Annotated in this window: 24 protein-coding genes and 2 pseudogenes; 10 read left to right on the forward strand and 16 right to left on the reverse strand. The window is 71.9% G+C overall.

Features of this window, described 5'->3' with window-relative positions; all coding sequences use genetic code 11:
* Window positions 1–76: 76 nt before the first annotated feature.
* From ACZ49B_RS31390 to ACZ49B_RS31400, 3 genes and pseudogenes are all read right to left on the reverse strand, one after another.
* Window positions 77–1,312 carry a serine hydrolase domain-containing protein gene (locus ACZ49B_RS31390; RefSeq protein WP_468312404.1) on the reverse strand — a complete coding sequence of 412 codons (1,236 nt, stop codon included), beginning with the start codon at window positions 1,310–1,312 and terminating at the stop codon, window positions 77–79.
* Window positions 1,313–1,396: 84 nt separating this feature from the next.
* Window positions 1,397–2,224 carry a DUF5954 family protein gene (locus tag ACZ49B_RS31395; RefSeq protein WP_468312407.1) on the reverse strand — a complete coding sequence of 276 codons (828 nt, stop codon included), beginning with the start codon at window positions 2,222–2,224 and terminating at the stop codon, window positions 1,397–1,399.
* 8 nt (window positions 2,225–2,232) lie between these two features.
* Window positions 2,233–2,483 (reverse strand): annotated as a pseudogene (locus tag ACZ49B_RS31400) (DUF5954 family protein); the annotation flags it as partial.
* A 160-nt stretch (window positions 2,484–2,643) separates the two neighbouring features.
* Here ACZ49B_RS31400 and ACZ49B_RS31405 point away from each other — a divergent pair.
* The 5 genes from ACZ49B_RS31405 to ACZ49B_RS31425 all read left to right on the forward strand — a co-directional run bounded on the left by ACZ49B_RS31405 (window position 2,644) and on the right by ACZ49B_RS31425 (window position 5,053).
* Window positions 2,644–3,138 carry a pyridoxamine 5'-phosphate oxidase family protein gene (locus ACZ49B_RS31405; protein WP_468312409.1) on the forward strand — a complete coding sequence of 165 codons (495 nt, stop codon included), beginning with the start codon at window positions 2,644–2,646 and terminating at the stop codon, window positions 3,136–3,138.
* 130 nt (window positions 3,139–3,268) lie between these two features.
* Window positions 3,269–3,433, forward strand: a complete 165-nt coding sequence (gene rpmG, locus ACZ49B_RS31410) for a 50S ribosomal protein L33 (RefSeq protein ID WP_468312411.1) — start codon at window positions 3,269–3,271, stop codon at window positions 3,431–3,433.
* Window positions 3,434–3,499: 66 nt separating this feature from the next.
* The gene (locus ACZ49B_RS31415; protein ID WP_468312414.1) at window positions 3,500–3,760 is read left to right on the forward strand and encodes a type B 50S ribosomal protein L31; all 261 of its coding nucleotides are present in this window, start codon (window positions 3,500–3,502) and stop codon (window positions 3,758–3,760) included.
* Window positions 3,761–3,949: 189 nt separating this feature from the next.
* Window positions 3,950–4,555, forward strand: a complete 606-nt coding sequence (locus ACZ49B_RS31420; protein WP_468312416.1) for a GOLPH3/VPS74 family protein — start codon at window positions 3,950–3,952, stop codon at window positions 4,553–4,555.
* Window positions 4,556–4,696: 141 nt separating this feature from the next.
* Entirely contained in the window at window positions 4,697–5,053 is a 357-nt protein-coding gene (locus ACZ49B_RS31425; protein ID WP_468312418.1) for a hypothetical protein, read from the forward strand.
* 103 nt (window positions 5,054–5,156) lie between these two features.
* Here ACZ49B_RS31425 and ACZ49B_RS31430 read toward each other — a convergent pair whose 3' ends face one another.
* The 6 genes from ACZ49B_RS31430 to ACZ49B_RS31455 all read right to left on the reverse strand — a co-directional run bounded on the left by ACZ49B_RS31430 (window position 5,157) and on the right by ACZ49B_RS31455 (window position 12,624).
* Complete coding sequence (locus tag ACZ49B_RS31430; protein ID WP_468312420.1) at window positions 5,157–5,648, reverse strand: hypothetical protein; 492 nt, start codon at window positions 5,646–5,648, stop codon at window positions 5,157–5,159.
* A gap of 82 nt (window positions 5,649–5,730) precedes the next feature.
* A complete protein-coding gene (locus tag ACZ49B_RS31435; protein WP_468312471.1) occupies window positions 5,731–7,110 on the reverse strand; it encodes a protein kinase domain-containing protein in 1,380 nt (459 codons plus the stop codon).
* Entirely contained in the window at window positions 7,107–7,853 is a 747-nt protein-coding gene (locus ACZ49B_RS31440) for an FHA domain-containing protein (RefSeq protein WP_468312423.1), read from the reverse strand. Before ACZ49B_RS31440 ends, ACZ49B_RS31435 begins: the two co-directional genes overlap by 4 nt.
* Before the next feature lie 317 nt (window positions 7,854–8,170).
* On the reverse strand, window positions 8,171–9,385 hold the full coding sequence (locus tag ACZ49B_RS31445; protein WP_468312426.1) for an NAD(P)/FAD-dependent oxidoreductase: 1,215 nt from the start codon (window positions 9,383–9,385) through the stop codon (window positions 8,171–8,173).
* Window positions 9,386–9,548: 163 nt separating this feature from the next.
* On the reverse strand, window positions 9,549–11,192 hold the full coding sequence (locus ACZ49B_RS31450; protein ID WP_468312429.1) for a LuxR C-terminal-related transcriptional regulator: 1,644 nt from the start codon (window positions 11,190–11,192) through the stop codon (window positions 9,549–9,551).
* A gap of 40 nt (window positions 11,193–11,232) precedes the next feature.
* Window positions 11,233–12,624: an amidohydrolase family protein gene (locus tag ACZ49B_RS31455; RefSeq protein WP_468312432.1), complete on the reverse strand. Its 1,392-nt coding sequence runs from the start codon at window positions 12,622–12,624 to the stop codon at window positions 11,233–11,235.
* A gap of 297 nt (window positions 12,625–12,921) precedes the next feature.
* Here ACZ49B_RS31455 and ACZ49B_RS31460 point away from each other — a divergent pair, with 297 nt between their 5' ends.
* Window positions 12,922–13,512: a TetR/AcrR family transcriptional regulator gene (locus ACZ49B_RS31460; RefSeq protein ID WP_468312435.1), complete on the forward strand. Its 591-nt coding sequence runs from the start codon at window positions 12,922–12,924 to the stop codon at window positions 13,510–13,512.
* Here ACZ49B_RS31460 and ACZ49B_RS31465 read toward each other — a convergent pair.
* The 5 genes from ACZ49B_RS31465 to ACZ49B_RS31485 are packed head-to-tail and all read right to left on the reverse strand — an operon-like array spanning window position 13,495 to window position 16,296.
* On the reverse strand, window positions 13,495–14,337 hold the full coding sequence (locus ACZ49B_RS31465; protein ID WP_468312438.1) for a helix-turn-helix transcriptional regulator: 843 nt from the start codon (window positions 14,335–14,337) through the stop codon (window positions 13,495–13,497). The two genes, ACZ49B_RS31460 and ACZ49B_RS31465, sit on opposite strands and share 18 nt — an antisense overlap.
* A gap of 24 nt (window positions 14,338–14,361) precedes the next feature.
* Window positions 14,362–14,574: a hypothetical protein gene (locus tag ACZ49B_RS31470; protein WP_468312441.1), complete on the reverse strand. Its 213-nt coding sequence runs from the start codon at window positions 14,572–14,574 to the stop codon at window positions 14,362–14,364.
* Window positions 14,571–15,599, reverse strand: coding sequence for an NAD(P)-dependent alcohol dehydrogenase (locus ACZ49B_RS31475; protein ID WP_468312444.1), 1,029 nt, complete (start codon window positions 15,597–15,599; stop codon window positions 14,571–14,573). The genes ACZ49B_RS31470 and ACZ49B_RS31475 overlap by 4 nt, the downstream gene beginning before the upstream one ends.
* Window positions 15,596–15,874, reverse strand: coding sequence for a helix-turn-helix transcriptional regulator (locus tag ACZ49B_RS31480; protein ID WP_468312447.1), 279 nt, complete (start codon window positions 15,872–15,874; stop codon window positions 15,596–15,598). The genes ACZ49B_RS31475 and ACZ49B_RS31480 overlap by 4 nt, the downstream gene beginning before the upstream one ends.
* Entirely contained in the window at window positions 15,868–16,296 is a 429-nt protein-coding gene (locus ACZ49B_RS31485) for a hypothetical protein (RefSeq protein ID WP_468312450.1), read from the reverse strand. Before ACZ49B_RS31485 ends, ACZ49B_RS31480 begins: the two co-directional genes overlap by 7 nt.
* Window positions 16,297–16,552: 256 nt before the next feature.
* Between ACZ49B_RS31485 and ACZ49B_RS31490 the strand changes: the two genes are divergently transcribed.
* Entirely contained in the window at window positions 16,553–16,987 is a 435-nt protein-coding gene (locus tag ACZ49B_RS31490) for a DUF7144 family membrane protein (protein ID WP_468312452.1), read from the forward strand.
* A 50-nt stretch (window positions 16,988–17,037) separates the two neighbouring features.
* Here ACZ49B_RS31490 and ACZ49B_RS31495 read toward each other — a convergent pair.
* Window positions 17,038–17,354 (reverse strand): annotated as a pseudogene (locus ACZ49B_RS31495) (hypothetical protein); the annotation flags it as partial.
* A gap of 64 nt (window positions 17,355–17,418) precedes the next feature.
* The gene (locus tag ACZ49B_RS31500) at window positions 17,419–17,784 is read right to left on the reverse strand and encodes a hypothetical protein (protein ID WP_468312454.1); all 366 of its coding nucleotides are present in this window, start codon (window positions 17,782–17,784) and stop codon (window positions 17,419–17,421) included.
* Window positions 17,785–17,946: 162 nt separating this feature from the next.
* Between ACZ49B_RS31500 and ACZ49B_RS31505 the strand changes: the two genes are divergently transcribed.
* Genes ACZ49B_RS31505 through ACZ49B_RS31515 form a run of 3 tightly spaced genes read left to right on the forward strand, consistent with a single transcriptional unit; the run spans window position 17,947 to window position 21,594 of the window.
* Entirely contained in the window at window positions 17,947–18,900 is a 954-nt protein-coding gene (locus ACZ49B_RS31505) for a GDSL-type esterase/lipase family protein (protein WP_468312456.1), read from the forward strand.
* A gap of 10 nt (window positions 18,901–18,910) precedes the next feature.
* A complete protein-coding gene (locus ACZ49B_RS31510; RefSeq protein ID WP_468312459.1) occupies window positions 18,911–20,119 on the forward strand; it encodes an MAB_1171c family putative transporter in 1,209 nt (402 codons plus the stop codon).
* On the forward strand, window positions 20,116–21,594 hold the full coding sequence (locus tag ACZ49B_RS31515; protein ID WP_468312462.1) for an NAD(P)/FAD-dependent oxidoreductase: 1,479 nt from the start codon (window positions 20,116–20,118) through the stop codon (window positions 21,592–21,594). Before ACZ49B_RS31510 ends, ACZ49B_RS31515 begins: the two co-directional genes overlap by 4 nt.
* The last annotated feature ends 100 nt before the right edge of the window (window positions 21,595–21,694 follow it).

Raw genomic sequence — 21,694 nt, forward strand, 5'->3', positions numbered from 1 at the left:
GAGGGCGTACGGGGCGCTGCCCGTCAGGAGTCGAAGCGGCGGCGGGATGACGCCCTGCGCGCCTGCCGGTTGGCCGTCAACCGCTCGGGGGCACGTACGGCTTGTGGCCGGGGTACACGTGATCGGGGGTCACGACACCGGTGACCGCCTCGCCGAACAGCGTGCTCGGCTCCTGGCCGTGGTAGCTGACGTCGGTGTTGAGGAGGATGACCATGGTCGCCCGGGCCTGCGGCAGGTAGACCGGCAGGACCTCGTACCCGGGGATCGAGCCGTTGTGACCGATCCAGCCCTGGACGTTGAAGATGCCCAGCCCGTAGCCGTCGCCCTGGAGGTTCATCGGGGTGGTCTTCAAGCGCTCGGCCTGGGTCGCGGGCGTGAGCAGCCTGCCGGTGGCGAGGGTACGGGCCCAGCTGCGCAGGTCCTCCATGTCGGAGATCATCTCTCCGGCAGCCCAGGCCCAGGAGGGGTTCCAGCGGGTCGCGTCCACGATCTTGCCCGAGGCCGTCTGGTTGGTGTAACCGTGGGCGTACGGCTCCGGCAAGGCCGGGCTCGTGGGGAAGACCGTACTGCGGAGCCCGGCCGGTGCCAGGACGTCCTTCGTGATGACGTCGTGGAGCGGCCGGCCGGTGATCTTCTCCACCACCAGCCCGAGCAGGATCAGGTTGGTGTTGGAGTAGTCGAACTTCGCGCCCGGCGCGAACTGCACGGGGTGTTTGAAGGAGTAGTCGAGCAACTGCTGTGGTGTGAAGGACTGTTCGGGATCCGCTTGGAGCTGCTTGTTGAAGTTCTCGTCCAAGCTGTAGTTGAAGAGCCCGCTGCGCATGCCTGCCAGTTCGCGCAGGGTGATGCGGTCGCCGTTCGGAACACCCTTGACGTAGCTGCCGATGGGGTCGTCCAGGCCGATCTTGTGCTGGTCGACCAGCTGGAGGAGGGCGGTGACCGTGAACGTCTTGGTCTCACTGCCGATGCGTACGTGGAGCGCGGTGGTCATGGGCGCGCCGGTCGCCTTGTCCGCCACCCCGAAGGTCTTCACGTAACTCCCCTTGCCGGGGGCCCACAGGCCCACGGTCACGCCCGGCACCTTCGTCTGGCGCATGACCTGAAGGATGGCCGCGTCCAGCTGCGCTGCAACGGCCGGCGTGAGTTGCGGGAAGGGCGTGTCTGCGTCCGGGGAGGGGGCGGCGGAGCGGGGAGTGGAGGACGCCGGAGCAGTCGCCCCGGACGCGGAGCCCGCGAACACCGGGGCGATGAGAACGCCTGCGGCGGCAGCAACCGCGCAGGCCCGGCGCAGTCGGACGTGGATTGGCTTCACGGCATGGCCTCCTGCCGTCCGAGGGCCGGGCAACACCCCAAGCCTAGGTCTGCGCCACGCCGGTCGCGAGGTGAGCCGTCCGGCTCAGTCCTCGGGGAGGATGCGGCCGTCTTCGTAGAGGGCGGGGTGGAGTTGTCCGGGGTCCTGGGTGTTGGTGTCGGACGGGCGGGGGCCTTCGGGTCCGCCGGGGCCCCAGCGCAGCAGGCGGCGCGTGCGGGCGATCTGGTACACCGTGCCCTGGAACTCGAGGCGGTTGACGCGTCCGGCACGGAGTGTGTCGGCGGCGGTGGCGTAGGCGGCCGGTTCCGGCGCCGCCGATGCGCCGGCGGCGGTCAGGGTGCGGGCGTCGGCGTGGAGGTCGGCGTCTTCGGGGATGTGGCCGCGCATGCGCGGCCACACCCAGGTCAGGGCGAAGTCCAGGGACTTGCGGGCATCGTGTGTGCTCGCGTGCGAGCCGCTGAGCGGGGTCCAGCTGATCGCGGACTGCTCCACGACCGTGAACGTCGGCGGCAGCAGCAGGACATCGGGATGGCCGTCCAGCGCGTGCCGCGCATCGGCGCGTACGTCGGCGGGGAAGCGGCCGCCGGTGTGGCACAGGCCGCGCAGCGCCACCTGCTCGAGCGCCTGGGTCGGGGTCACCGGGGCGTGCGGGTCCAGGACCAGGCCGTCGTCGATCTCCGCCCCCTTGGCCCCGCGGGTCCAGTCGGGGACCGGGGGCTCGGGGTCGGTCGGGCGCGGCTCCTCGATGCCGCGGGGGCCCGTGACGGCGTACTCCTCGGCGCGCACGATCCGGTACCGGGTGCCGGCCACTTCCAGGGCGTCGACCCGCTCGCTCTCGTGCCGGGCGACCGCCGAGCCGGCAGCACGCGCCGCTCCGCCCGGTCGTGCGTCTCGTCCTTCGCCCTGAACCACAGCTTGCCGTTCAGGCCGTCGCGGGCCTGCTGCGGGCAGCCCGCCGTCACCGCGATCGCCACCGTGCTGCGCCCCCGGTGTCCTGCGCCACCACCCCGAACAGCGGGCCCCGCACGACCACATCACCTGCCCGCGCCACAGTGTCGACCGCATCGGCTTCCACCGCGGCTTCCACCGGCTCCACCGGCTCCACCGGCACCCGAACCACCACCGGCAGCGACCCGCCCGGCCCCACATCCCCACGGTCCATGGCCCCCATCCTGCCGACCACCGCACCACACCGCCGCCGATTCACCGTCACCTCACCCGTCGGGGGAACCGCAGGTCCTCGGCGACTGCGGGTAGCTCCCGCGTGCGGATGCCGAAACCTCCTAAGGTGGGCATTCCTGGCGAACGATCGTTGGAAGGCGGGTCCCACCGTGCAGCCGAGCGAGATCACCGAGGTCCTGAATCGTCCGGTCAGCCGGGAACTCCTGGCCCGCGACCTGACCCGACTGGCCTACGTCGCGAAGGACGGCACGCCCCGCGTCGTTCCGATCGGCTTCTTCTGGAACGGCTCGGAGATCGTCATGTGCACTCCGAAGAACGCCCCGAAGCTCCCGGCCCTGCGCCACAACCCGGCCGTCGCCCTGACGATGGACACCGAGGGCGTGCACCCGCCGAAGATCCTGCTGCTCCGCGGTCGGGCCGAGCTGGACGTGGTCGAGGGCATCCCGGACGAGTTCCTCCGGTCGAACGGCGCCCCTGCGATGACCCCCGAGCAGCGGGTCGAGTGGGAGGCCGAGGTCCGATCGCTGTACGACGGCATGGTCCGGATCGTCGTGACCCCGACCTGGGCGAAGCTGATCGACTTCGAGACGACCCTGCCGAGCGCCGTGGAGGAACTGGTCCGGCAGCGGAGCGAACGCGCCTGACCTGCATGATCCGTGCGCCGGGCGGTTGCGTGGCGGGACGGGAATGCGCTGACCGAGGCTTCTGTTACAGGAGGCAGCTGGCATGCGCGAGTCAAACATCGCGGGCCAGTGTCGCTGAGAGGAGCACCACGTGGCACGCACCGTCACGCGTCCCGTCGTCCGACTGAAGTCGACGGCCGGGACCGGCACCACCTATACGACGCGGAAGAACACCCGGAACGACCCCGAGCGCCTGGTCCTGCGGAAGTACGACCCGCTGGCCGGGAAGCACGTCGCCTTCCGAGAGGAACGCTGAGGCCCTCCGGACGCCGCCGGGAACGCCGACACGCACTCGGCACACACGCATGAGGAAGGAAACCGCATGAAGCCCCGTATCCACCCCGAATCCCGCTCCGTCGTCTTCCGCGACCGTGCAGCCGACGTCGCGTTCCTGACCCGGTCGACCGCGCACGCGTCGGGGACGATCGCGTGGGAGGACGGCAAGACCTACCCGCTGGTCGACGTCGAAATCTCGTCGGCGAGCCACCCGCTGTACACGGGGACCTCACGGATCGTGGACTCCGAGGGCCGCGTGGAGCGCTTCAACCGCCGCTACGGCCGCTACAGCCGCTACAGCCGCTGAGCGCAGTACCACGGCTGATCGCCCTCGCCCGGCCCCATGCCTTCCAGGGCCGGGTCGGGTGAGGTCTTCCCGCCGTGAGACGGCGTGTTCCGCGATGCAGGGGGCGATACTGAAGATCCACGTACGGAGGCTGCCACGGCCGGCCGGGCGGGGACGCAGCAGTGCCGATGACTTCGAGGGGAGCCGTTCATGACCACGGCGAAAGACCTGTTCCTCATCGCCATGGACCCGCAGCCGGACCGGTCGGTGGGGCAGGGTGACCTGTCCCTCGCGCTCGCGGGAGCCGAGCTGATCGACCTCATCGATGCGCAGGCCGCCGCCTTGGACGGTGACAGCATCGTGCCCGGTCAGCAGCCGGCGCTGGACGATCGCCTGCTGGACGAGGCGTCGGCGGCGCTGGCGCGGCAGGCGCCGTACGAGCAGGTCGAGGACTGGCTGTGGCGCAGGGGACGCGATCTCGCCGCGGCGTACCAGGCCGCCCTCGAGGCGGACGGTCAACTGGCTCGGGGGCGGAGCGGCCGGTCGATCTTCGGGGCGGAACGCCTGGAAGTGGTCGATTCTCCCGCGCGCCACCAGGCCCTGAGCCGCTGGGAGGCGGAAGAGCCCGTCCTCGCCGCCCTCGCCGCCGTCGTGGGAATTCAGAGCGGGCCGTCCGAGGCGGAGCCGAACCTCGACGACGAAGCGGTGACGACCGTGCTGGCCGTCGTCAACGACGCGGTGATGGAGCTGGAAGCCGTACGCCAGAGGCGGTCCATCGAGAAGGCTGCGTTCTCCAACATCTGGCGCGGTCCGTGACCGGTACGTGACGGGGCCTCCGCTCGACCGGTCCCGGCTCCGGGCGCTGTCGGCTCGGTGACTACGGCTGTACGACAGCCGAAATGCAACAGGTCGCCGAACCGGCTCCCGGACCGGGGCGCGAGCTTCTAGGCTGGTCACATGCGCCACACGCTCACCAGCCTCGCCAGTGCCTACGAACTGGAGCGCGTCAAGCGTGCCCCGGCCGGCGGACGCGACTTCATGGCCCGGGCCGCCGCCTACGAAGAACGGGTGGCACAGCACCCCGACCTTCGCCACTGGTCCCCCGTGGACAACGACGACCCCGGAGACGACGGTCCCGCACGGGTTCTCGACGCCGACCTCGACGCGTGGACACGCCTCGGCGACGGCCCGAACCGCGGCGCGTGGCGGATGGCACGGTTCAACCGCCCCGAACAGGAGGAGCAGCCCGGCGGGGCGCTGACCTGGCGGGAGCTCACGTACCACTACGGGCCCCTCACGGAGGACAGTCCGTAGGACGGGGCCGACGCCGAAGTCGCCGCGGGCACCGCCACCGGCGCCGTCGGCTTCCCGGCCCCCGGTCGGAAGCGACCGGGGCCCGGGCAGGCGTGACGGTCGATCAGCAGTTGCGCAGGGAATAGACCGGCGTCCAGTCCTGGCCTTGCTGCCCGGCGCCGGGCTTGAACGACTTCACGACGCCGCCGCCCTGGTTGTACAGGTACGAAGTCGGGTTGCCGGTCTGGTTGTCGAAGTACCAGCCGTTGCCGTTCCAGTTGTACACCGAGTACCGGTTGCAGGTGTAGAGGTGGAACATCTTCCAGTCCGACGTCGTCGGATCCCAGACGAGGGTACAGAGGTACCCGCTGTTGCAGGTGTAGCTGCCGCTCGGCACCACGTGAGAGGTGACGACGCCGGGCGAGATCCCCGGGGACGCGGCAGCTGCGGCGGACGCCGGCCGGGCGTCTGCCGGCGCGGCCGGTGCGACCAGGGCGCGGGCGCCCACGCCCTGGCCCGAGGGGGCGGCGGCCTCGGCCGACCCCGTGGTGAAGGCTGCCGTGAGCAGCATCGTGGTGACGCCGACCATGCCGAGAACGGAACGCTTGAGGCGCATCGTGGACTCCCTGTCAGAGCGGTGTGACGTGCCTCGAGACTCGTGGAGGAGCCGCTGCGGCAGTACCTCGCACCTGCGAGGGTCAGCAGTTCGGGACCCAGGCGTGGGAGCGCGGCCGGTCCGAGCCGGTGAGGTTGGTCCTGGTGCGCACCTTCACGCAGCCCAGCAGCTCCCGCCGGTCGGGCTGGGCGTAGTACAGGACGTCTACCTGGGTGGCGCCCTCGGCGAGGTCGAACCCGTTGTTGTAGACCGAGCGGGGCCCGCTCCGGGCCACCCACGGGCAGGGGGCCTGGCCGTCGCTCCAGTCGGTGTCGCCGTCGACCCAGGAGCACATCTCGCCCCGGCCGTCCTCCTCCGCGTAGAAGCAGACGGCCCCGCGGCGGCACCGGTCGTACCCTGCCTCGGCTGCGCCGCTCGACGGGAGCAGGCCCGATCCCCATACGGCCCCCATGACCGCGAGGGCTGCGAGGGCGGCCGTTCCGGCCGTGATCACCGCGCGGCGCCGTCGTCGCGGGTCGAGGGCGCGCGAGACCTTCGGTGCGCGCCTCGGCGCCGCCCGGCCCGCGGACGCCGCCTCCACCCGGCTCAGCAGTGACGCCGCAGTGTGCCGGGCCCGGTCCTCGTGCCTGCGGGCCAGGCAGTCGCGGACGATGTCACGCCAGGGCTCCGGCAGTTCCGGCGACAGGCGCAGTTCCTCCTCGCCCCTGGCGTAGCGGAGCGCCGCGTCCCGGCGGGCGGCGGCCGTGCCGCCGGGCAGCGGCATCGAGCCGGTCAGGACGACGTGGGCCAGTACGCCGAAGGCCCAGATGTCGGCGGTGGGACGGATCTTCGTCCCGCGCTCGCCGACCTCCGACCAGAGCAGGTCCGGCGGGGTGTAGTCGGGTGTCGCGAACGCCGGCGCATACGCGTGGGTGCCCTCCAGCTCTGCCGCCGTGTTGAAGTCGCCGAGCCGCGCCGTGCCGTCGGGCATCAGCAGGACGTTCGCGGGCTTGAGGTCGCCGTGCACCCAGCCCGCCCGGTGCAGTTGGTCGAGTCCCTCGCAGACCTGGGCGAGGAGGGCGGGCCCCGCCGGCGGCACGCCGTCGGCGAGCAGGGCGTCCAGGGACCCCTTCGCCTCCTCCAGGACGAGTACGGTGGCGCCGTCGAGTTCGGGGCGGCCGGGGTCGTCGAGCGTGAGCACCTCGTACATCCGGATCAGGCGCGGCGTGCACACCCGGCGCAGCACTTCGGTCTCGCGCTCGGCGAGCTCGCTCAGGTGGCGCAGCTGGCGCGGGGTACGGGTGCCGGTCGGGAGGACCTTGAGCGCGGCCCGGCCGGGCAGGCCCGGCTCGGGGGCGGCGCGTCGAGCCGCGTACACGCTGCCGAAGGCCCCGGCTCCGAGCAGGTGGCCGACGATCCAGGGGCCGATCCGGTAGCCCGGCGGGACCGCGAGGGCGCCCCGCTGCCCGCCCCGCCCGGTCAGCGGGTGGTACCGGTCGGGGCGGCCGCCAGGGCCGCCAGGTCGGGCTCGCGGACCAGGTCGAAGCGCAGGGCCAGTGACACCAGGGTGTCCTTCTTGCCGACCAGTCGCGGTCCCGGATCCGCCGTGTCGGGGCCGGGCTTGAGGCGGAGTTTGACCGCGAGGTAGTCGATGCTCCACTGCACGGCGGCCCGGTTCGCGGCCGGCCACAACGGCCTCAGCCGTTCGACGACCTGCTCGACGGTGGGCAGCGCCGCGTGCGGTTCACCGCGCAGCCGCGGCTCGCAGAGCGCGGTGAGGACCAGGAAGTACCGGCTCGAGCGGTCGAGCGGGAAGGCGAGCGCAGTCGGCTCCCCGCCGGGCTCCCCGGGCTCGTCCTGGTCGGCGTAGTCGTGGCGTGGCGCCCAGACGTCCAGGGTGAGCAGTTCGGAGCCGGCCGGCAGGACGAGGCGGGCGAACTCGAACGGGACGGGCGCGCCCAGCCGGCCGGGCGCGACCTTGATGTGCTCGCCGGCGCCTTCCGGGTTCTCGACCACGTAGGTCGACGCGCGGCTCAGGTTGCTGAGCGACCAGTACGTGCCGGTTGCGGTGATCTCTCCCGCGGAGCGCGAGACGCCGGCGTGCGGGACGTACAGGCGGCCGTCGCCCGCGCTCCCGCGGCCGAACCGGAGGGTCTGCCCCGGTGCCAGGCGGATCTGTGCGCCCGGGGACATGGTGGGTCCCGGAACCACGACGATGCTGTACACGCTGCTCCCCTCCCCCCAAGGTGCCGGGGGCAGGTTAGCCAGCGGAATCAATCGTTTCTGTAAACGCTGGCCTGTACTCGACACTTGCCGCGCCACTCGCAGCGCTCGACGCTCCGGCCGCCGGTGGGAAGGCTGCCGCGCCCCTCGTCCCAGCCGTGGTGCAGGCAGGCGGTACCACGGCAGGCGCGCCGGTGCAGTGGCGGCTCGGCACGCTCGGCCGGTCCTTGCCTGCGCCGCTGTGCGGGGCACCGTCGAAGTAGGCCGGAATCAGGTGGCTCTCGTCGGTGAAGTCGGGCCGGAGGGGCGGGTGTTCGCGTTCAGTCCGCGGTCGCGGGCACCAGTACCCGGCCGAGGTACTCGGGCGAGAAGAACTCCGCGGGCGAGGTGACGCCCGCGGCCACCCTGGCGAAGCCGTCCATGGCCGGGGCGCTGTGGGACACGGCCTCCAGCAGCCGTGCCGTCTCCGGCGGTGGTGGATCCAGCGTGGCGAGTTCGGCGGTGAACTCGTACATCGGCATGACCTTCGCGTCCCTGGTCTCCTGGTACTCGCGCATCGCCGCGTCGAAGGCCCGGTGGCCCGTGAAGGTCAGGTCGAGCGCGTGCGCGCAGAGTTCCGCGTCGCGGAAGGCGTCCTGGATGCCCTGGGCGGTGATGAAGTCCTTCAGGTATCCGGAGTCGCCGACGAGCGCCCAACCGGGCCCGTACGGCCTGCGGAAGCGGTTGGGCACCGCCATGCCGACGAGCCGCTCCACCCGGGCCGCGGATCCGGCCCGCGCGGCGAAGGACGGCACCAGCGCCAGGGTGGCCAGGTAGCCGGCCTCGATGTCCGCCCTGTTGGCGTCGAAGTCCCGCATCGGCAGGCCGCAGATGACCACGGTCCGCCCGTCGTTCGTCGGCCAGGCGGCGAAGGCCCGGTCGTGCCGGACGTAGGTCTCGAACCTCCCGTCCATGGGGAGCCCGGTCCAGTACGCGTAGTAGCTGCACTGCAGCTTCGGCTTCTCGGCGTACGCGGCCGCTCCGACGGCTTTCGCGACGAGCGAGTGGATCCCGTCGGCTCCGATGACGACGCGGGCGTACTCCGTGGCGCCGCTCCCGGCGGCGCTGTGGCCCCTGATCCCCGTCACGGTGTCGCCCTCGATCACCAGGTCCTCCACCGTGAAGCCCTGGCGTACCTCGGCACCCGACGCCTCGGCCGCCTCGACGAGGATCTCGTCCAGGACGGTCCGGCGCGGGGCGTACGCGGCCTCGAACCCCTCGCCCGCCGGCGAGCCCTCGATGGTGAAGGGGCCGAAGTCGAAGGAGTACGTGGAGATCGGCGGGCAGCCGGTGGCGAGCACGCGGGGCAGCAGTCCCCACCGGTTCAGGGCGGCGATGCCGGGCGGGTGGACGAGGTGGGTGGAGATCGTGTCGCTCGGGAAGGTCGCCCGGTCGACCACGAGCACCCGGTAGCCCTTGCGGGCCAGAAGCATGGCGGTCGGCGCTCCGGCGCAGCGGGCGCCGACCACGATCGCGTCGTAGAGCGGTCCGGTCATGACATCACCTGCTCGTCACTCGATCTGCCGGGCGCACGCTCCGCGGTCCTCGCGTGGCGCGCCTGCCCGTACCGTGTGCACGAAGCTAGCCGCGGGACCGGGTCCGCCGCGTCGGGAGAACGCCTCGTACCGGACGTGGGTGATTCTTCGTACGCCGTGAGCGTCAGACCAGGCCGTGCCGGTGGGCGTACGCCGTGGCCGCCGACCGCGAGGACACTCCGAGCTTGGTGAAGATGTTGCTGACGTGGCGGGCGACCGTCTTCTCGCTGAGGAACAGATCGTCCGCGACGGCCCGGTTCGTCTTGCCCACCGCGACGTGCCGCAGCACTTCCCGTTCGCGCGGCGTGAGCAGGCTCGCGGGGCCGGACGGGGCCTGGAGGACCAGCTCCTGCGCGCGGACCAGATCCGGGGTGGCCCCCAGCTCCCGGAACACCGTCTCGGCGGCCTCGGTCTCGAGCCGTGCGGTGACCTCGTCGCCCGTCTCCCGGCATGCCAGACCGATCAGCAGCCGGGCCCGCGCGGCCTCGTACGGCGCCCCGAGCTGCCGGAACGTCGCCACCGCATGCCCCAGCGCCACCTGGGCGCCCCGGGCGTCACCGGCCGCCAGGGCCACCGCGCCCTTCGCCGTCTCGCTGACGGCGTCCAGCAGCGGGGCGTCCAGCTCCGCCGCGGCCGCCGCCAGCTCCTGCGCCGCTTGGCCGGCCTCCCCGACCCTTCCCGCTGCGAGCATGATCTCGACGTACGCGGGCAGGATCCGGCACCGCGAGGCCCGGTCGACGGCCGCGTCCAGCGCCGTACGGATCGCGCGCTCGGCGGCGGCCGGCTCCCCGGCCGCCAGGAGGGACAGGGCCAGTCCCGGCTGTCCGGAGTGGCCGAACCGGCCCGCCTCGCGGTAGGCCCGTTCCGCCTTGGCGTGCTCTCCGCGCAGCCGGTGCAGCTCACCGAGCTGGTAGTACGCGGCGTCGGCCGACACCGGACGCGACACGGAGGCCAGCCACCGGCACGCCCGGTCCGCCTCGTCCATGGCGTCCGCCCAGTCTCCGTGCAGACGCATGAACTCCACCCGGTGGACGAGGCAGACGCCCCGGTAGGGCATCTGCTCGTGGTGGCTCGCGCACCACCGGGACATCTCGGCGGTCCATTCCCGGGCCCGGCCGAGGTCGAACACCTCGTGGCAGGCCGAGATGACCGCGCAGTACGCCAGCCCCGACACGATCGGGGACACCTCGCCCGCGGTGACGGCGACCATGGCCTCGTCGAGCAGGCGGATCCCGGCGCGCTCCTCGCGGAGCTCGATGAGGCATTCGCCGAGGGACACCAGGGCGAAGTTCTGCAGGTCGGCGTCCGCGTACCGGGCCGCGAGGGTCAGTGCCTGCTCGGAGACCGCCCTGCAGCGGATGAAATCGCCGGTGAAATAGCTGCGCAGCCCCTCCAGTGCCAACAGGTAACCCTCTTCGACGCAGGGCGCCCCGGCGGTGTCGAGGAGACGCCGTCCCCGGGCCATCCAGCCGGTGGCCCGCGCCTGCTCACCGCTCAGGACCAGATCGATGCCCAGCCAGAACGCGCACCGGACGGCCCGCGGGACTTCGCCCGCGCTCAGCCAGGCGTGGTGCGCCCGCGTCCAGGCGTCGGCGCTCTCGCGGTCCCGGCCGGTCATGTGCGCGGCGAGAGCGAGTCGTTCGAGGCCCTCGGCGTCGAGCGGGCGGTGCAGGTCGGCCCTGGACAGGGCGGCGTACACCTCGCCCCACGCCTGTCGCGGGTGCTCTCGGTCCCGGAGGTCCGGGGCCGGGGCTGGATCCGGGTGCATATGCCCAGTTTCGCAGCCTTGGGACCCGCGCCGCGCGTGGTCAGGCAGCCCGGGTGTTCAGCACGTACGTGCGCGAGGCGTGTACGGCACTGCGCAGTGCGGGGAGGTCGACGTCGAGGACCTGTCCGTTCCACTTGCGGGGTTCGCCGTTGATCAGGACCGTGCTGATGTTGCGCGGGTCGGAGCCCAGGACGATGGTGCCGATCGGATCGTTGAGCGGCATGTTGTTGAGGTCCTCGGCCTGGATGACCAGCAGGTCGGCCTTCTTGCCCGGTGTGAGCGAGCCGGTGACGCCTGCCAGTCCGTTGGTGCGGGCGCCCTGGAGGGTGGCGAAGTCCAGGACGTCGTGGGTGGTGATCCGGGAGGGCTCCCCGTCGGTGCCGTAGGCGGCGTTGACGGCGCGCATCCGCTGGAGGGCGTGCAGGGTCCGCATCTGCGTGAACATGTCGCTGGCCAGGGCGACTTCGACGTCGATGCTGAGGCCGGGGCGGATGCCGGCGGCCAGGGCCTCGTCGACGGCGGGAATCGCGGTCTCCAGGCCGATCTGGGCGTCGGACGTGGGGGCGAGTGACACGGTGGTGCCTGTCTCCCCCATGGCTTTCCATGCCTCGGAGGTGAGTCCGGTGGAGTGGATGAGGGTGACGTCGGGGCCGAGGATGCCGTCCTCCGCCCAGCGCAGCACCGCCTCGGAGGACGCCGTGCCGAAGACGGCGTCCACACTCACACCGATCCCCAATTCTTCGGCCGCATGCGCGAGTTGGGGTCCGTAGGCGAGTGCCGGTCCGGCGATCTCGTCGGTGGCCAGGGCCGCCAGCCGCAGGGTCAGCAGCTGGTCGTCGCTGCTGAAGTACCGGTCCTTGATGCGGGTGAGATCGCCGGGCCACTGCCGGTCCCAGTCGCCGAAGTGCGGGCCCATGGAGGCGTGCACTCCGCGGATTCCGGTGCCGATGAGCGCCTGGATCGCGGCGTCGGAGTGCTCGCGGGTGCGGGAGTTGTGGGAGAAGTCGAGCATCGTCGTGATACCGCTGTCGATCGCCGTCAGGGCGGCCAGCCTGGTGCCGATGTACATGTCTTCGGGCCGGTAGACGGTGGCGTGGCCGGCCAGGGTGGCCATGACGTAGCCGCCCAGGTCGTCGACGTCCGGCATGATCCGGCGCAGCTGGGCCTGCCAGGCGTGCCGGTGGGTGTCGACGAAGCCGGGGGTGAGGATCGCGCCGGTGGCGTCGACGACGACGGCGTCACTCCCGCCGAGGTCTCCGCCGACCGCGGCGATCGTATCGCCGTCGACGAGGAGATCGCCGCGGTCGATGACGCCGAGGGCGGGGTCCATGGTGACGATCGTGGCGCCGGTGAAGAGGATGCGCCGCCGGGCGGCGGGCCGGCGCCGGATCCGCGTGAGGACGGCATCGAAGGCGTTGGCTTGGACGTGCATGACAGGACTTCTTTCCGTACACCGAAGAGGGAAGTGGCGAGCTGCGGGCACCGGGCGGCGACCGGAACGGCTCTGCCATCAGCCTCGGTTGCACCCTCTGCGGCAACCAGGCCGCCGTGTTCCCTGGTGTCGCGCACCCAGGATGCGGACGCGTCCTCGCATGCCAGCGGCTACGGCCGTGCACGCCGCTTGGACACGGTCTCCCGGTCTGCCATCATGAGCGAAACGGAACCTTGCTCCGCGGCACCGCTACGGAGCGTCATTCCGCTTTTCAACACTCACTGGAGGAGCGTCGCGGTGAACGACGGCGGACAGGGCGCGCGAAGCGCCGCCGGGTCCAAGCGCAAGGACGCGCAGCGCAATCAGCAGACCCTGCTGGAGGCGGCCGCCTCGGTGTTCGTCGCCTCGGGGGTGGAAGCGCCGGTACGCGACATCGCGGCCGCGGCCGGCGTCGGGATGGGCACGATCTACCGCCACTTCCCCACCCGGGCGGACCTCGTCATCGCCGTCTACCGCCACCAGGTCGACGCCTGCGCCGAGGCCGGCCCGGCCCTGCTGGAGACCAGCCCGACCCCGTACGCCGCCCTCGAACGGTGGGTCGACCTCTTCGTCGACTTCCTGGTCACCAAACACGGCCTGGCGGCCGCGATGCAGGCCGACCGTTCCGGCTTCGAGGCGCTGCACGCCTATTTCCTGGACCGCCTCGTGCCGGTGTGCACCCAGCTCCTCGACGCTGCCGCCGCCGCGGGCGAGATCCGCTCCGACCTCACCGCGTACCCCCTCATGCGCGGCATCGGAAACCTCTGCATCGGCGCCGAGAGCGACCCCCGATACGACGCCCGCCGACTGGTCGCGCTCCTCGTCGCAGGACTACGCCGACCCTGCTGACTGCGGCGTACCTCGCACGGAACGGAGTGCCGCGAAGGCAGCCGCGGTGGCACTGGCGGGCTCGGCCTGGTAGACGACCAACTGCTGGTCCGGGGCAGCGTTGACGGTGAAGGCCGCGAACCGGATCTCCAGAGCGCCGACTTCGGGGTGCGCGAGGTACTTGGGCTGCCGGGTCTTGCCCCGCACCTCGTGCCGCGCCCACAAGGCGGCGAATTCCGGGCTCCCCGCGCACAGCGTGTCGACGACCTCGGTGATCCGCGGGGACCCGGGGGCGTGACCGTACGCGGCACGGATTTCGGCGACGCAGGAGTTCGCGGCCTTCTCCCAGTCCTGGTGGAAGCTGCGTCCGGCCGGGTCGAGGAAGACCATGCGGGCCAGGTTGTCGAACCGCTGGAATCCGCTGTGCAGCGCCGCGGCGAGGGTGTTGCACGCCAGGACGTCCAGGGCCGGTCCAAGGACGAAGGCGGGCGTGTCGGGCCAGCCGTCGAGCAACTGCAGGAGCTGGGGGCCGACCCGGGAACGACCGGCGGGGGTCTCACGGCGCTCGTGGGGCGCCCGGGTGAGTCTGCGCAGGTGGTCGAGCGCCTCGTCGTCCAGGTGCAGGGCGGCGGCGAGCGCGTCGACGACCTGGGGCGACGGGCTGGTCTCCCGGCCCTGTTCCAGGCGCATGTAGTAGTCGGGGCTCACGCCCGCGAGCAGGGCGACCTCCTCGCGGCGCAGCCCCGGCACCCGCCTGCGGCCGTGCGCGGGCAGGCCTATGTCCTGCGGTTTGAGGGCTTCGCGTCGTGCTCTGAGGAACTCTCCCGTGGGACTGCTGTCGCGCATGACGTCAACGTACTGGACGGACGGCTACCGGAACTGCTCGGTCCGGCCGGCGACGAGCCGACCGCTCGCGAAGCCTTCCACCCGGGCCGGCTGCGCGGTGGCCGCGTCCCGCACGGTGGCGTCGGCCTGACCGTCGGCGAGGTCGATCGAAGCACGGGGCCGCTGGTCGACGTTGGTGACCTTCGCCTTGAGCCGGAGGGCACCGTCGGTGGTGCCGGCCTCCGTGATGGACTTCACGATGAGTCGTCCACGAGTTCTTCGCCCGACCGGGCGCGCCCCGGAACGTCGCCCTGGATGCGGATCGCGATCTTGCCGCGTACGCGCCCCTCCCGCAAGCGGCGTATCGCGTCCGGGACTTCGGCCAGCGGGTACGTACGGTCCACCACCGGGGTGAGCGCGCCGGACTCCAGGAGCTCCCCCAGGACCCGCAGGTCCTCGGGGCGGGGCATGGAGGCGAGCCCGCGCAGGCGGTGGCGGGTGAACGGCGACAGGAGCAGGGCTCGCAGCTGCCGGTCGTGGCCGCCCATCCAGCGGCCGTCGGTCTCGCCGCCGACGATGACCAGCGTCCCGCGAGGGCTCAGGGCCCGGCGCAGCCGCTGGAGGGGACGGTTGCCGGCGATGTCGAGAACGAGGTCGTAGCGGTGGACCCCGTCGGTGGGGTCCTCGCGGGCGTAGTCCACGACCTCGTCGGCGCCGAGGGAGCGGACCAGGTCCGCCTTGGGGGCGCTGCACACCGCGGTGACGTGTGCGGCCCCGAGCGCCTTGGCCAGTTGCACGGCGTAGGTCCCGACCCCGCCCGCGGCGCCGATCACCAGGACCCGCCCGCCGGGCTCCAGCCGGCCGGTGCGCAGGGCCTGGAGGGCCGTGGTCGCCGAGATCGTGACGACCGCCGCCTCTTCGGGCGTGAGCCGGGCCGGCCGCGGCGCCAACTCGTCCTCCTTGGCGCAGGCGTACTCCGCGAAGGATCCGGTGCAGGTGCCGTACACCTCGTCACCCGGCCGGAAGCGGCTGACGCCCGGACCGACGGCCTCCACGCGCCCTGCGACATCCAGACCTCGGATCCGCTGCTTGGGTGCGCGCAGACCGAATCCCGCTGCGCGCAGCGCATAGGGCATGCCCGTCATGAGGTGCCAGACCCCCTGGTCGAGGCCGGCCGCCTGCACGCGCAGGAGCACCTCCCCCGGCCCGGGGACGGGCTGTTCGGTCTCTTCGAGGCGCAGGACGTCGGGCGGTCCGTACACGTCCTGGACGATGGCTCTCATCGGCTGTCTCCCTCGTTGGCTGTGCTGCCGGTCGTGGCGGTGTCGGTCGGGCCGCTGGTGGGGGCCGAGTACTGGAAGACGCTGTCGAGGGGGACCCCGAACACCCGGGCGATCTGGAAGGCCATCTCGAGCGAGGGCGAGTAGCGGCCCTGCTCGATGGCGATGACCGTCTGGCGGCTCACGCCGATGCGGCGGGCGAGTTCGGCCTGGGTCATCTCGCCGTGGGCGAAACGCTGGGCGCGGATGGTGTTGGTGACCCGCGTCGCCTTCACCACGGGTGGAATCCGAACCGGTACGAGATGACCTTGACCACCGAGCCGAGGACCGACGAGAGGACGAAGGCCAGGTAGATGGCGTTGGCGATCCAGAACGGAGCGGCCTCGGCCATGGCGAGGAGCAGGCCGGCCACGCCGCCGATCACGACGAAGGACTGCCCGACGTACTCGCCGAAGCGGTGGATCTCGCGGTCGCGCTGGTCCTTGACGTTCGCCTCCTTCGGCGAGACGGCGGCGATCGCGGTGTGGGCGGCGATGGACGCGACGATCGACAGGCCGACCGTCCACAGCAGGGCTCCCGCGTACGGCGCTCGGGTCAGCGGTACTCCTGCGGGGCGCCCCAGCACGACCCACAGGTACACCGCGTAGGACCCGACCGTGACCACCAACATGCTCCAGGCACGTTTCTCTTCGACTGCCACTGCCGCTCCCCATGTCAAGAAAACCAGACATGGGGAGTGTCAAACAGCCGCGACACGATGTCAAGAATTCTTGACCACCACCCCCTCGGGACAGCGACCCCCGGGGCCCCAGCGCCCTGCGCATTTCCGTTGGCAACAGCTGCGCCACGGCCTCGGAATGCCGACGGGGTGCCCCCATGCCACGCTGAGACGGGGGATCGCGCCGGCTCCGGCATGCACGGCTGACCGGACGGCGCCGCCAAGCAAGGAGGCCGACATGGCCAGTGACTCCACCCGAACCGCAGCGGCCGGCGCCAACCCGAGCCCGTGGTACGGGCCCACGTCCGGAACAACCGTCCTCGCCGGAGCGCTGATGATCTTCGGTGGCGCGATGGCGATCTTCGAGGGGATCTCGGCCGTCGTCAAAGACCCCCTGTTCATCGCCACGCGTCACTACGTGTTCGAGTTCAGCCTCGCGGGCTGGGGCTGGGTCCACCTCATCGTGGGCATCGTTCTGGTGCTGGCCGGCTGCGCCGTGTTCAGCGGAGCCCTGTGGGCGCGCTACTTCGGCGTGTTCGTCGCGGGGCTGGGCGCGATCGCCAACTTCCTATGGATCCCGTACTACCCCCTGTGGGCCACGGTCCTGGTCGCCGTCAACCTCTTCATCATCTGGGCGCTGTGCCACGGCATGCACCGCGAGGCCGCCGGCTGACGCTCGCCGGCTGCCTCGTCCAGGGAAGGTGTACGGCGGAACGGTGACGTGGAGCCGATGATGTCGCCGCTGCGGGTCAGCTTGGCCATGGCCTCGTCGCCCGAGGCGTCCAGGGTGGCGATGCCGAAGTCGGTGAGCACGACCCGGCCGTCGCGCTCCAGCAGCACGTTGGTTCCATCACGATGACCGGCAGACCCTGCTCCTCGGTCACATCGTGCACGGTGACCACGCCGCCGTGCCGGATGCGGGCGGCGGCCTGCGCCTCGCGCTGCATCCGGGTCCGCAGATCGGCCAGTTCGGCCCCGGAGGCGTCGGTGTAGGCCCGCTTGGAGCAGGCCTCAGCGGATCGGCACGCACCTGCGGACAGGCGCGCGCCCGCGAGCCGGTGGCGACCGCGGATCGAGGGGCGGGGAGCCCGCCCGTGGCAGCCGTTACGGGCCTTCGTCGTACGTTCCCGCCTCCACCTCGAGGGCGAGCTGCTGGAGCACCTCGATCGACGAGACGTCGGTCCTGCCGCCGTCGTGTGCCATGGCGAGACTGGTGAAGGCCAGGCTGAATCCGGCGACCATCGTGTGCAGCGCCGGTCCCAGGGCCTCCGCGACGAGGCGGGCCACCTGCTGCGGGGACGCGTCGGCCGGCACGCTGATCGAGGGCAGCATCTCGTTCAGCAGCTGGGTGACGACCCCCGCTTCCGTCTCGGGACCTTCGTCCTCCTCGCCGGCTTCGGCTGCCCGGCGGATCTCCTGGGCCTCCGTGAGGATGCCGATGACTCGCTTGAGGACCTCTGCACGTTCCATCTTCGGAGCGTAGCTCCAGCCCGCTCGGACCGGGCTCACGTTCCCGGATCTCTTCCTCCCCTGGTGGCAGCGGCGTGATGACCGGGGAGGGCTCGTTCGCCGGTCCGGGTCGGCCGTTAGGGTGAGTTGATCACTCCTTCAAGAAAGGCCACGCGGCTCACAGTGACCGAATCACGCCCCCACACCTTGTTCTCCTTCGGCACGCTGATGGAGGAGAGGGTCCAGACCGCTCTCTTCGGCCGAGCCGTACCCACTGCTCCGGCGTCACTGGCCGGCCACACCACCCGGCCCCTGCCGATCACCGACCCGGACGTGATCGCCGCCAGCGGCCTCGACGTACACCTGATCCTGGAGCGCAAGCTCGGCGCGGCGGTCGAGGGCGCCGTCCTGCACCTCACCGACCGGGACCTCGCCGCGGCCGACGCCTACGAAGTCGACGACTACGCCCGCCGACGCGTGGTCCTCACCTCCGGGGAGAGCACCTGGGCCTACCTGGACGCGAAACCGCTGCGCTCCGCACAGCGCATCGTGATCGTGGGCGACAGCATCGCCTACGGGCGCTGTGATCCGCGGGGCGGGTGGGCGGGCCACCTGGCGGCTGCCCACATCGCGGGGAACGAGGCCGAACACCGCCTCTTCAACCTGGCCATACCCGGCAGCACCCTGACCGACGTCAGCGAGCAGACACCCGCACTGTTGGGTCCCCGCCTGCCGGACACCCTCCTCGTCGCCGCCGGTATCAACGACTCCGCGCTGCCGCTCGCTGCCGCGGAGATGACCGAGACGCATGTCGACGAGCCGGCGCCGGCGCACCTCGCGGACAGCCTCGGCTCGCTGGCTGCCACGGCCCTCCGCCACAACGCGCGACTCGTCGTCGCGGGACCGACATGGATCGACGAAGCACGCACCCGCGACTACGAGGGCCTGCGGTTCACCCGGGCACGAGCGCTGGACCTGCGCGCATCGCTGCGGGCCTGGTGCGAAGGGAACCACGTCGACTTCCTCGACATGTGGGAGCCGCTGCGCGAGAGGAGCGAACTGCTCGTCGACGGCCTGCACCCCACGCCCGAAGGGCACGAGGCGGTCTATCGGCATCTCAACGCCCTCAGTCGCTGAGGAACACGGCGTGAACGACTCGAACGGACTGGGCTTCTACGTACCCGGAGTCCTGCTGCTCGTCGCTGCGGGCCTCAAGCTGCCCGCCCTCTGGCGCAACCCCCGCGACGAACTCCTGCGGTCCGTCTGCATCCTCCTCACGCTGGCGACCGCCGTGTTCGGGTTCACCGCGATCCCCACCATCGTCGCGGTCAACCGGATCACGGGAGTTCCGAACGCCGCCGCACCGCTCGTGTTCTCGCTGCTCACGGCCTTCTCCGGGGCCAACATCGTGCTCATCTTCCGCTGGAGCAGCGGCCCGGAGGACGCCGCGCGGACACGTCGGCGGGCCCGGCTGTGCAATGCGGTCACCCTCGCGGTGATCGCAGCCATCAACGTGCTCTTCGCCCTCGGTGACGCCCCCGTCGAGCGCCTGCGCGATCTGGACACGTACTACGCGTCCACGCCGTACATCAGGGAGATGATCCTCCTCTACCTCGCGGCCCACACCACGGCAGCCGTCACGATGACGCTCCTGTGCCGGCGGTGGGCGCGCGAGGTCCACGGCGCGCTCCGCTCGGGGCTCGGGCTGATCGCCGGCGGGTACGTCCTCAACCTCCTGTACGACATCGCCAAGTTCACCGCGATCGGGGCCCGCTGGGCGGGCAGCGACGACTGGGACGTCCTGAGCTCCGAGATCGCACCCGCCCTCGCCTCCGTGTCCGCGCTCCTGATCGCGACCGGGTTCGTCCTGCCCCTCATCTCCCTGCACGTGTCGGGCCAATGGCGGATGTGGCGCCGGTACCGCCGGCTCCGCCCGCTGTCGCAGGAGTTGAAGGGTGCGACACGGCGCAGCATCGACCTGGCCGGCGGGGCCTGGACGTCCATCGAGATCCGGTTGACCCAGCGTGAGTCGGACATCCACGACGGGATCCTCGCGGTCAGTCCCTACCTGCACGCCGGCGTACGGGAACAGGCGCTACGGGAGGAAGTGGAAGCCGGTCGTCCGGCCGACGAGGCGGCGGCCGTGGCCGATGCCGCCGCCCTGGCGCATGCCGTCGTCCTCTGGGGCCGTGCGCAGAGCGCGCCGGGAGAGGAGCCCGTGTCACGGGACGCCGGCCCGGTCCTGACCTCGCCGAACAGCCCCCAGGGCCTGGTCCGCATGTCGCAGGCACTGACCAGGTCGGCCACCGTCCGCTCCTTCCGGCGAAGCACCGTTCCAGAGAGCAGCACACCATGACATCGCACCCATCCGCGTTACCCCGCGCGGTCGTTCTCGGTGGCGGCCTGGCCGGCACTCTTGCCGCGGCGGCTCTCGCCGCCCACGTCGGCGAGATCCTGATCCTGGAGCGCGAGAGCGCGCTGCCGCAGACACCTGCACCGCGGGCGTGGCTCCCCCAGGCCTCGCACGCCCACACGCTGTGGGCCGGCGGGGCCGATGCCATGGAAGAACTCCTTCCGGGGATCACGGCCGACTGGCTCGCGGCCGGCGCGCACCGCATCCCGATCCCCAACGGGATGGTGTCCTTCTCCCCGGCCGGCTGGTACCGCCGCTCATGGGACCCGACGCACTACCTGATCGGCGCCGGCCGGGACCTGATCGACTGGGCCGTGCGCAGGCGGGTCCTGGGGATGCCCAACGTCGAGCTCCGGACGCGTACGAGGATCACCGGTCTGGCCGGAGACGGCGCGCGGGTACGGGGCGTGTACGTCGAACAGGACGGGCCGGGCGGACGGCAGGACGGGCAGGACGCGTACGGGAGCCCGAGCCTGATCGAGGCCGATCTCGTCATCGACGCGACCGGCCGCAGCTCGAAGAGCACCCGGTGGCTCCTGGACATCGGCGGCCCCGAGGTGCGGGAGACGGTGGTCGACGCCGGTGTCCGCTACGCCAGCCGCAAGTACCGAGCGCCGGAAGGTACGGAGACCGGCTGGCCGGTGGTGCACGTTCCTGCCGATCCCCGGCAGGCCCGGCCCGGGCTCTTCGCCACCATCATCCCCATCGAGGACGGCCAGTGGCACGTCAGCCTCTCGGGCACGCGCGGCGGCGAGCCCTCCTCGGGCGAGGAGCTCTTCGAGGAGTTCGCCCGCGGGGTCCGGCACCCGATCGTGGCCGCTCTCCTCGCCCGCGCGCAGCCGGTCGGCGAGGTCAGCGTGTACGCGCGCACCGCCAATCGCCGGCGCCACTTCGATCGGGCCGCGATCCCCGAGGGATTCGTCGTGGTCGGCGACGCCGCCACCAGCCTCAACCCCGTCTACGGGCACGGCATGTCCGTCGCGGCCCTCGGCGCCCTCGCCCTGCGGAACCAGGCCGCACGGACGCCGGTCGCCTCCGCGGGCTTCATGTCACGGGCCCAGCGCGCGATGACGCGACCGGCGGCTGCGGCGTGGCTGCTGGCGGCCGGCCAGGACCGCTTCTACCCCGGCGCGATCGGCAGGAGGCCGAACCTCGCGGACCGGCTGAGCGCCCGGTACGTCCACCGCCTCGCCCACACGGCGACAGGCAACGGCATGGTCGTCAAACGGGTCACCGACGTCGTGACCCTGCGGAAGCCGGCCGGGATCCTCGCCGGCCCTGCCGTCCTCCTGGCGGCGGCACTCGGCCCCCGCAAGCCCCTGCTCGACGGCCCTGAACTGACGGCGCGTGAGCAGGAGGTCCTGGCCCGGCCCCCACTGCGCTCACCGGAGGCCGCGAGCGCCACCGACACCCCCTAGGGAGCGTCGTCGAAGTCCCGTCTGGCCGGCGGGGCCCGGCACGCGCGCTCGCCGCGTTGTCGTCGGTCGACGACGCGAGCGTCGCCTCCCTCCTCCGCCT

The organism is Streptomyces sp. NPDC031132 (genome assembly GCF_055570595.1).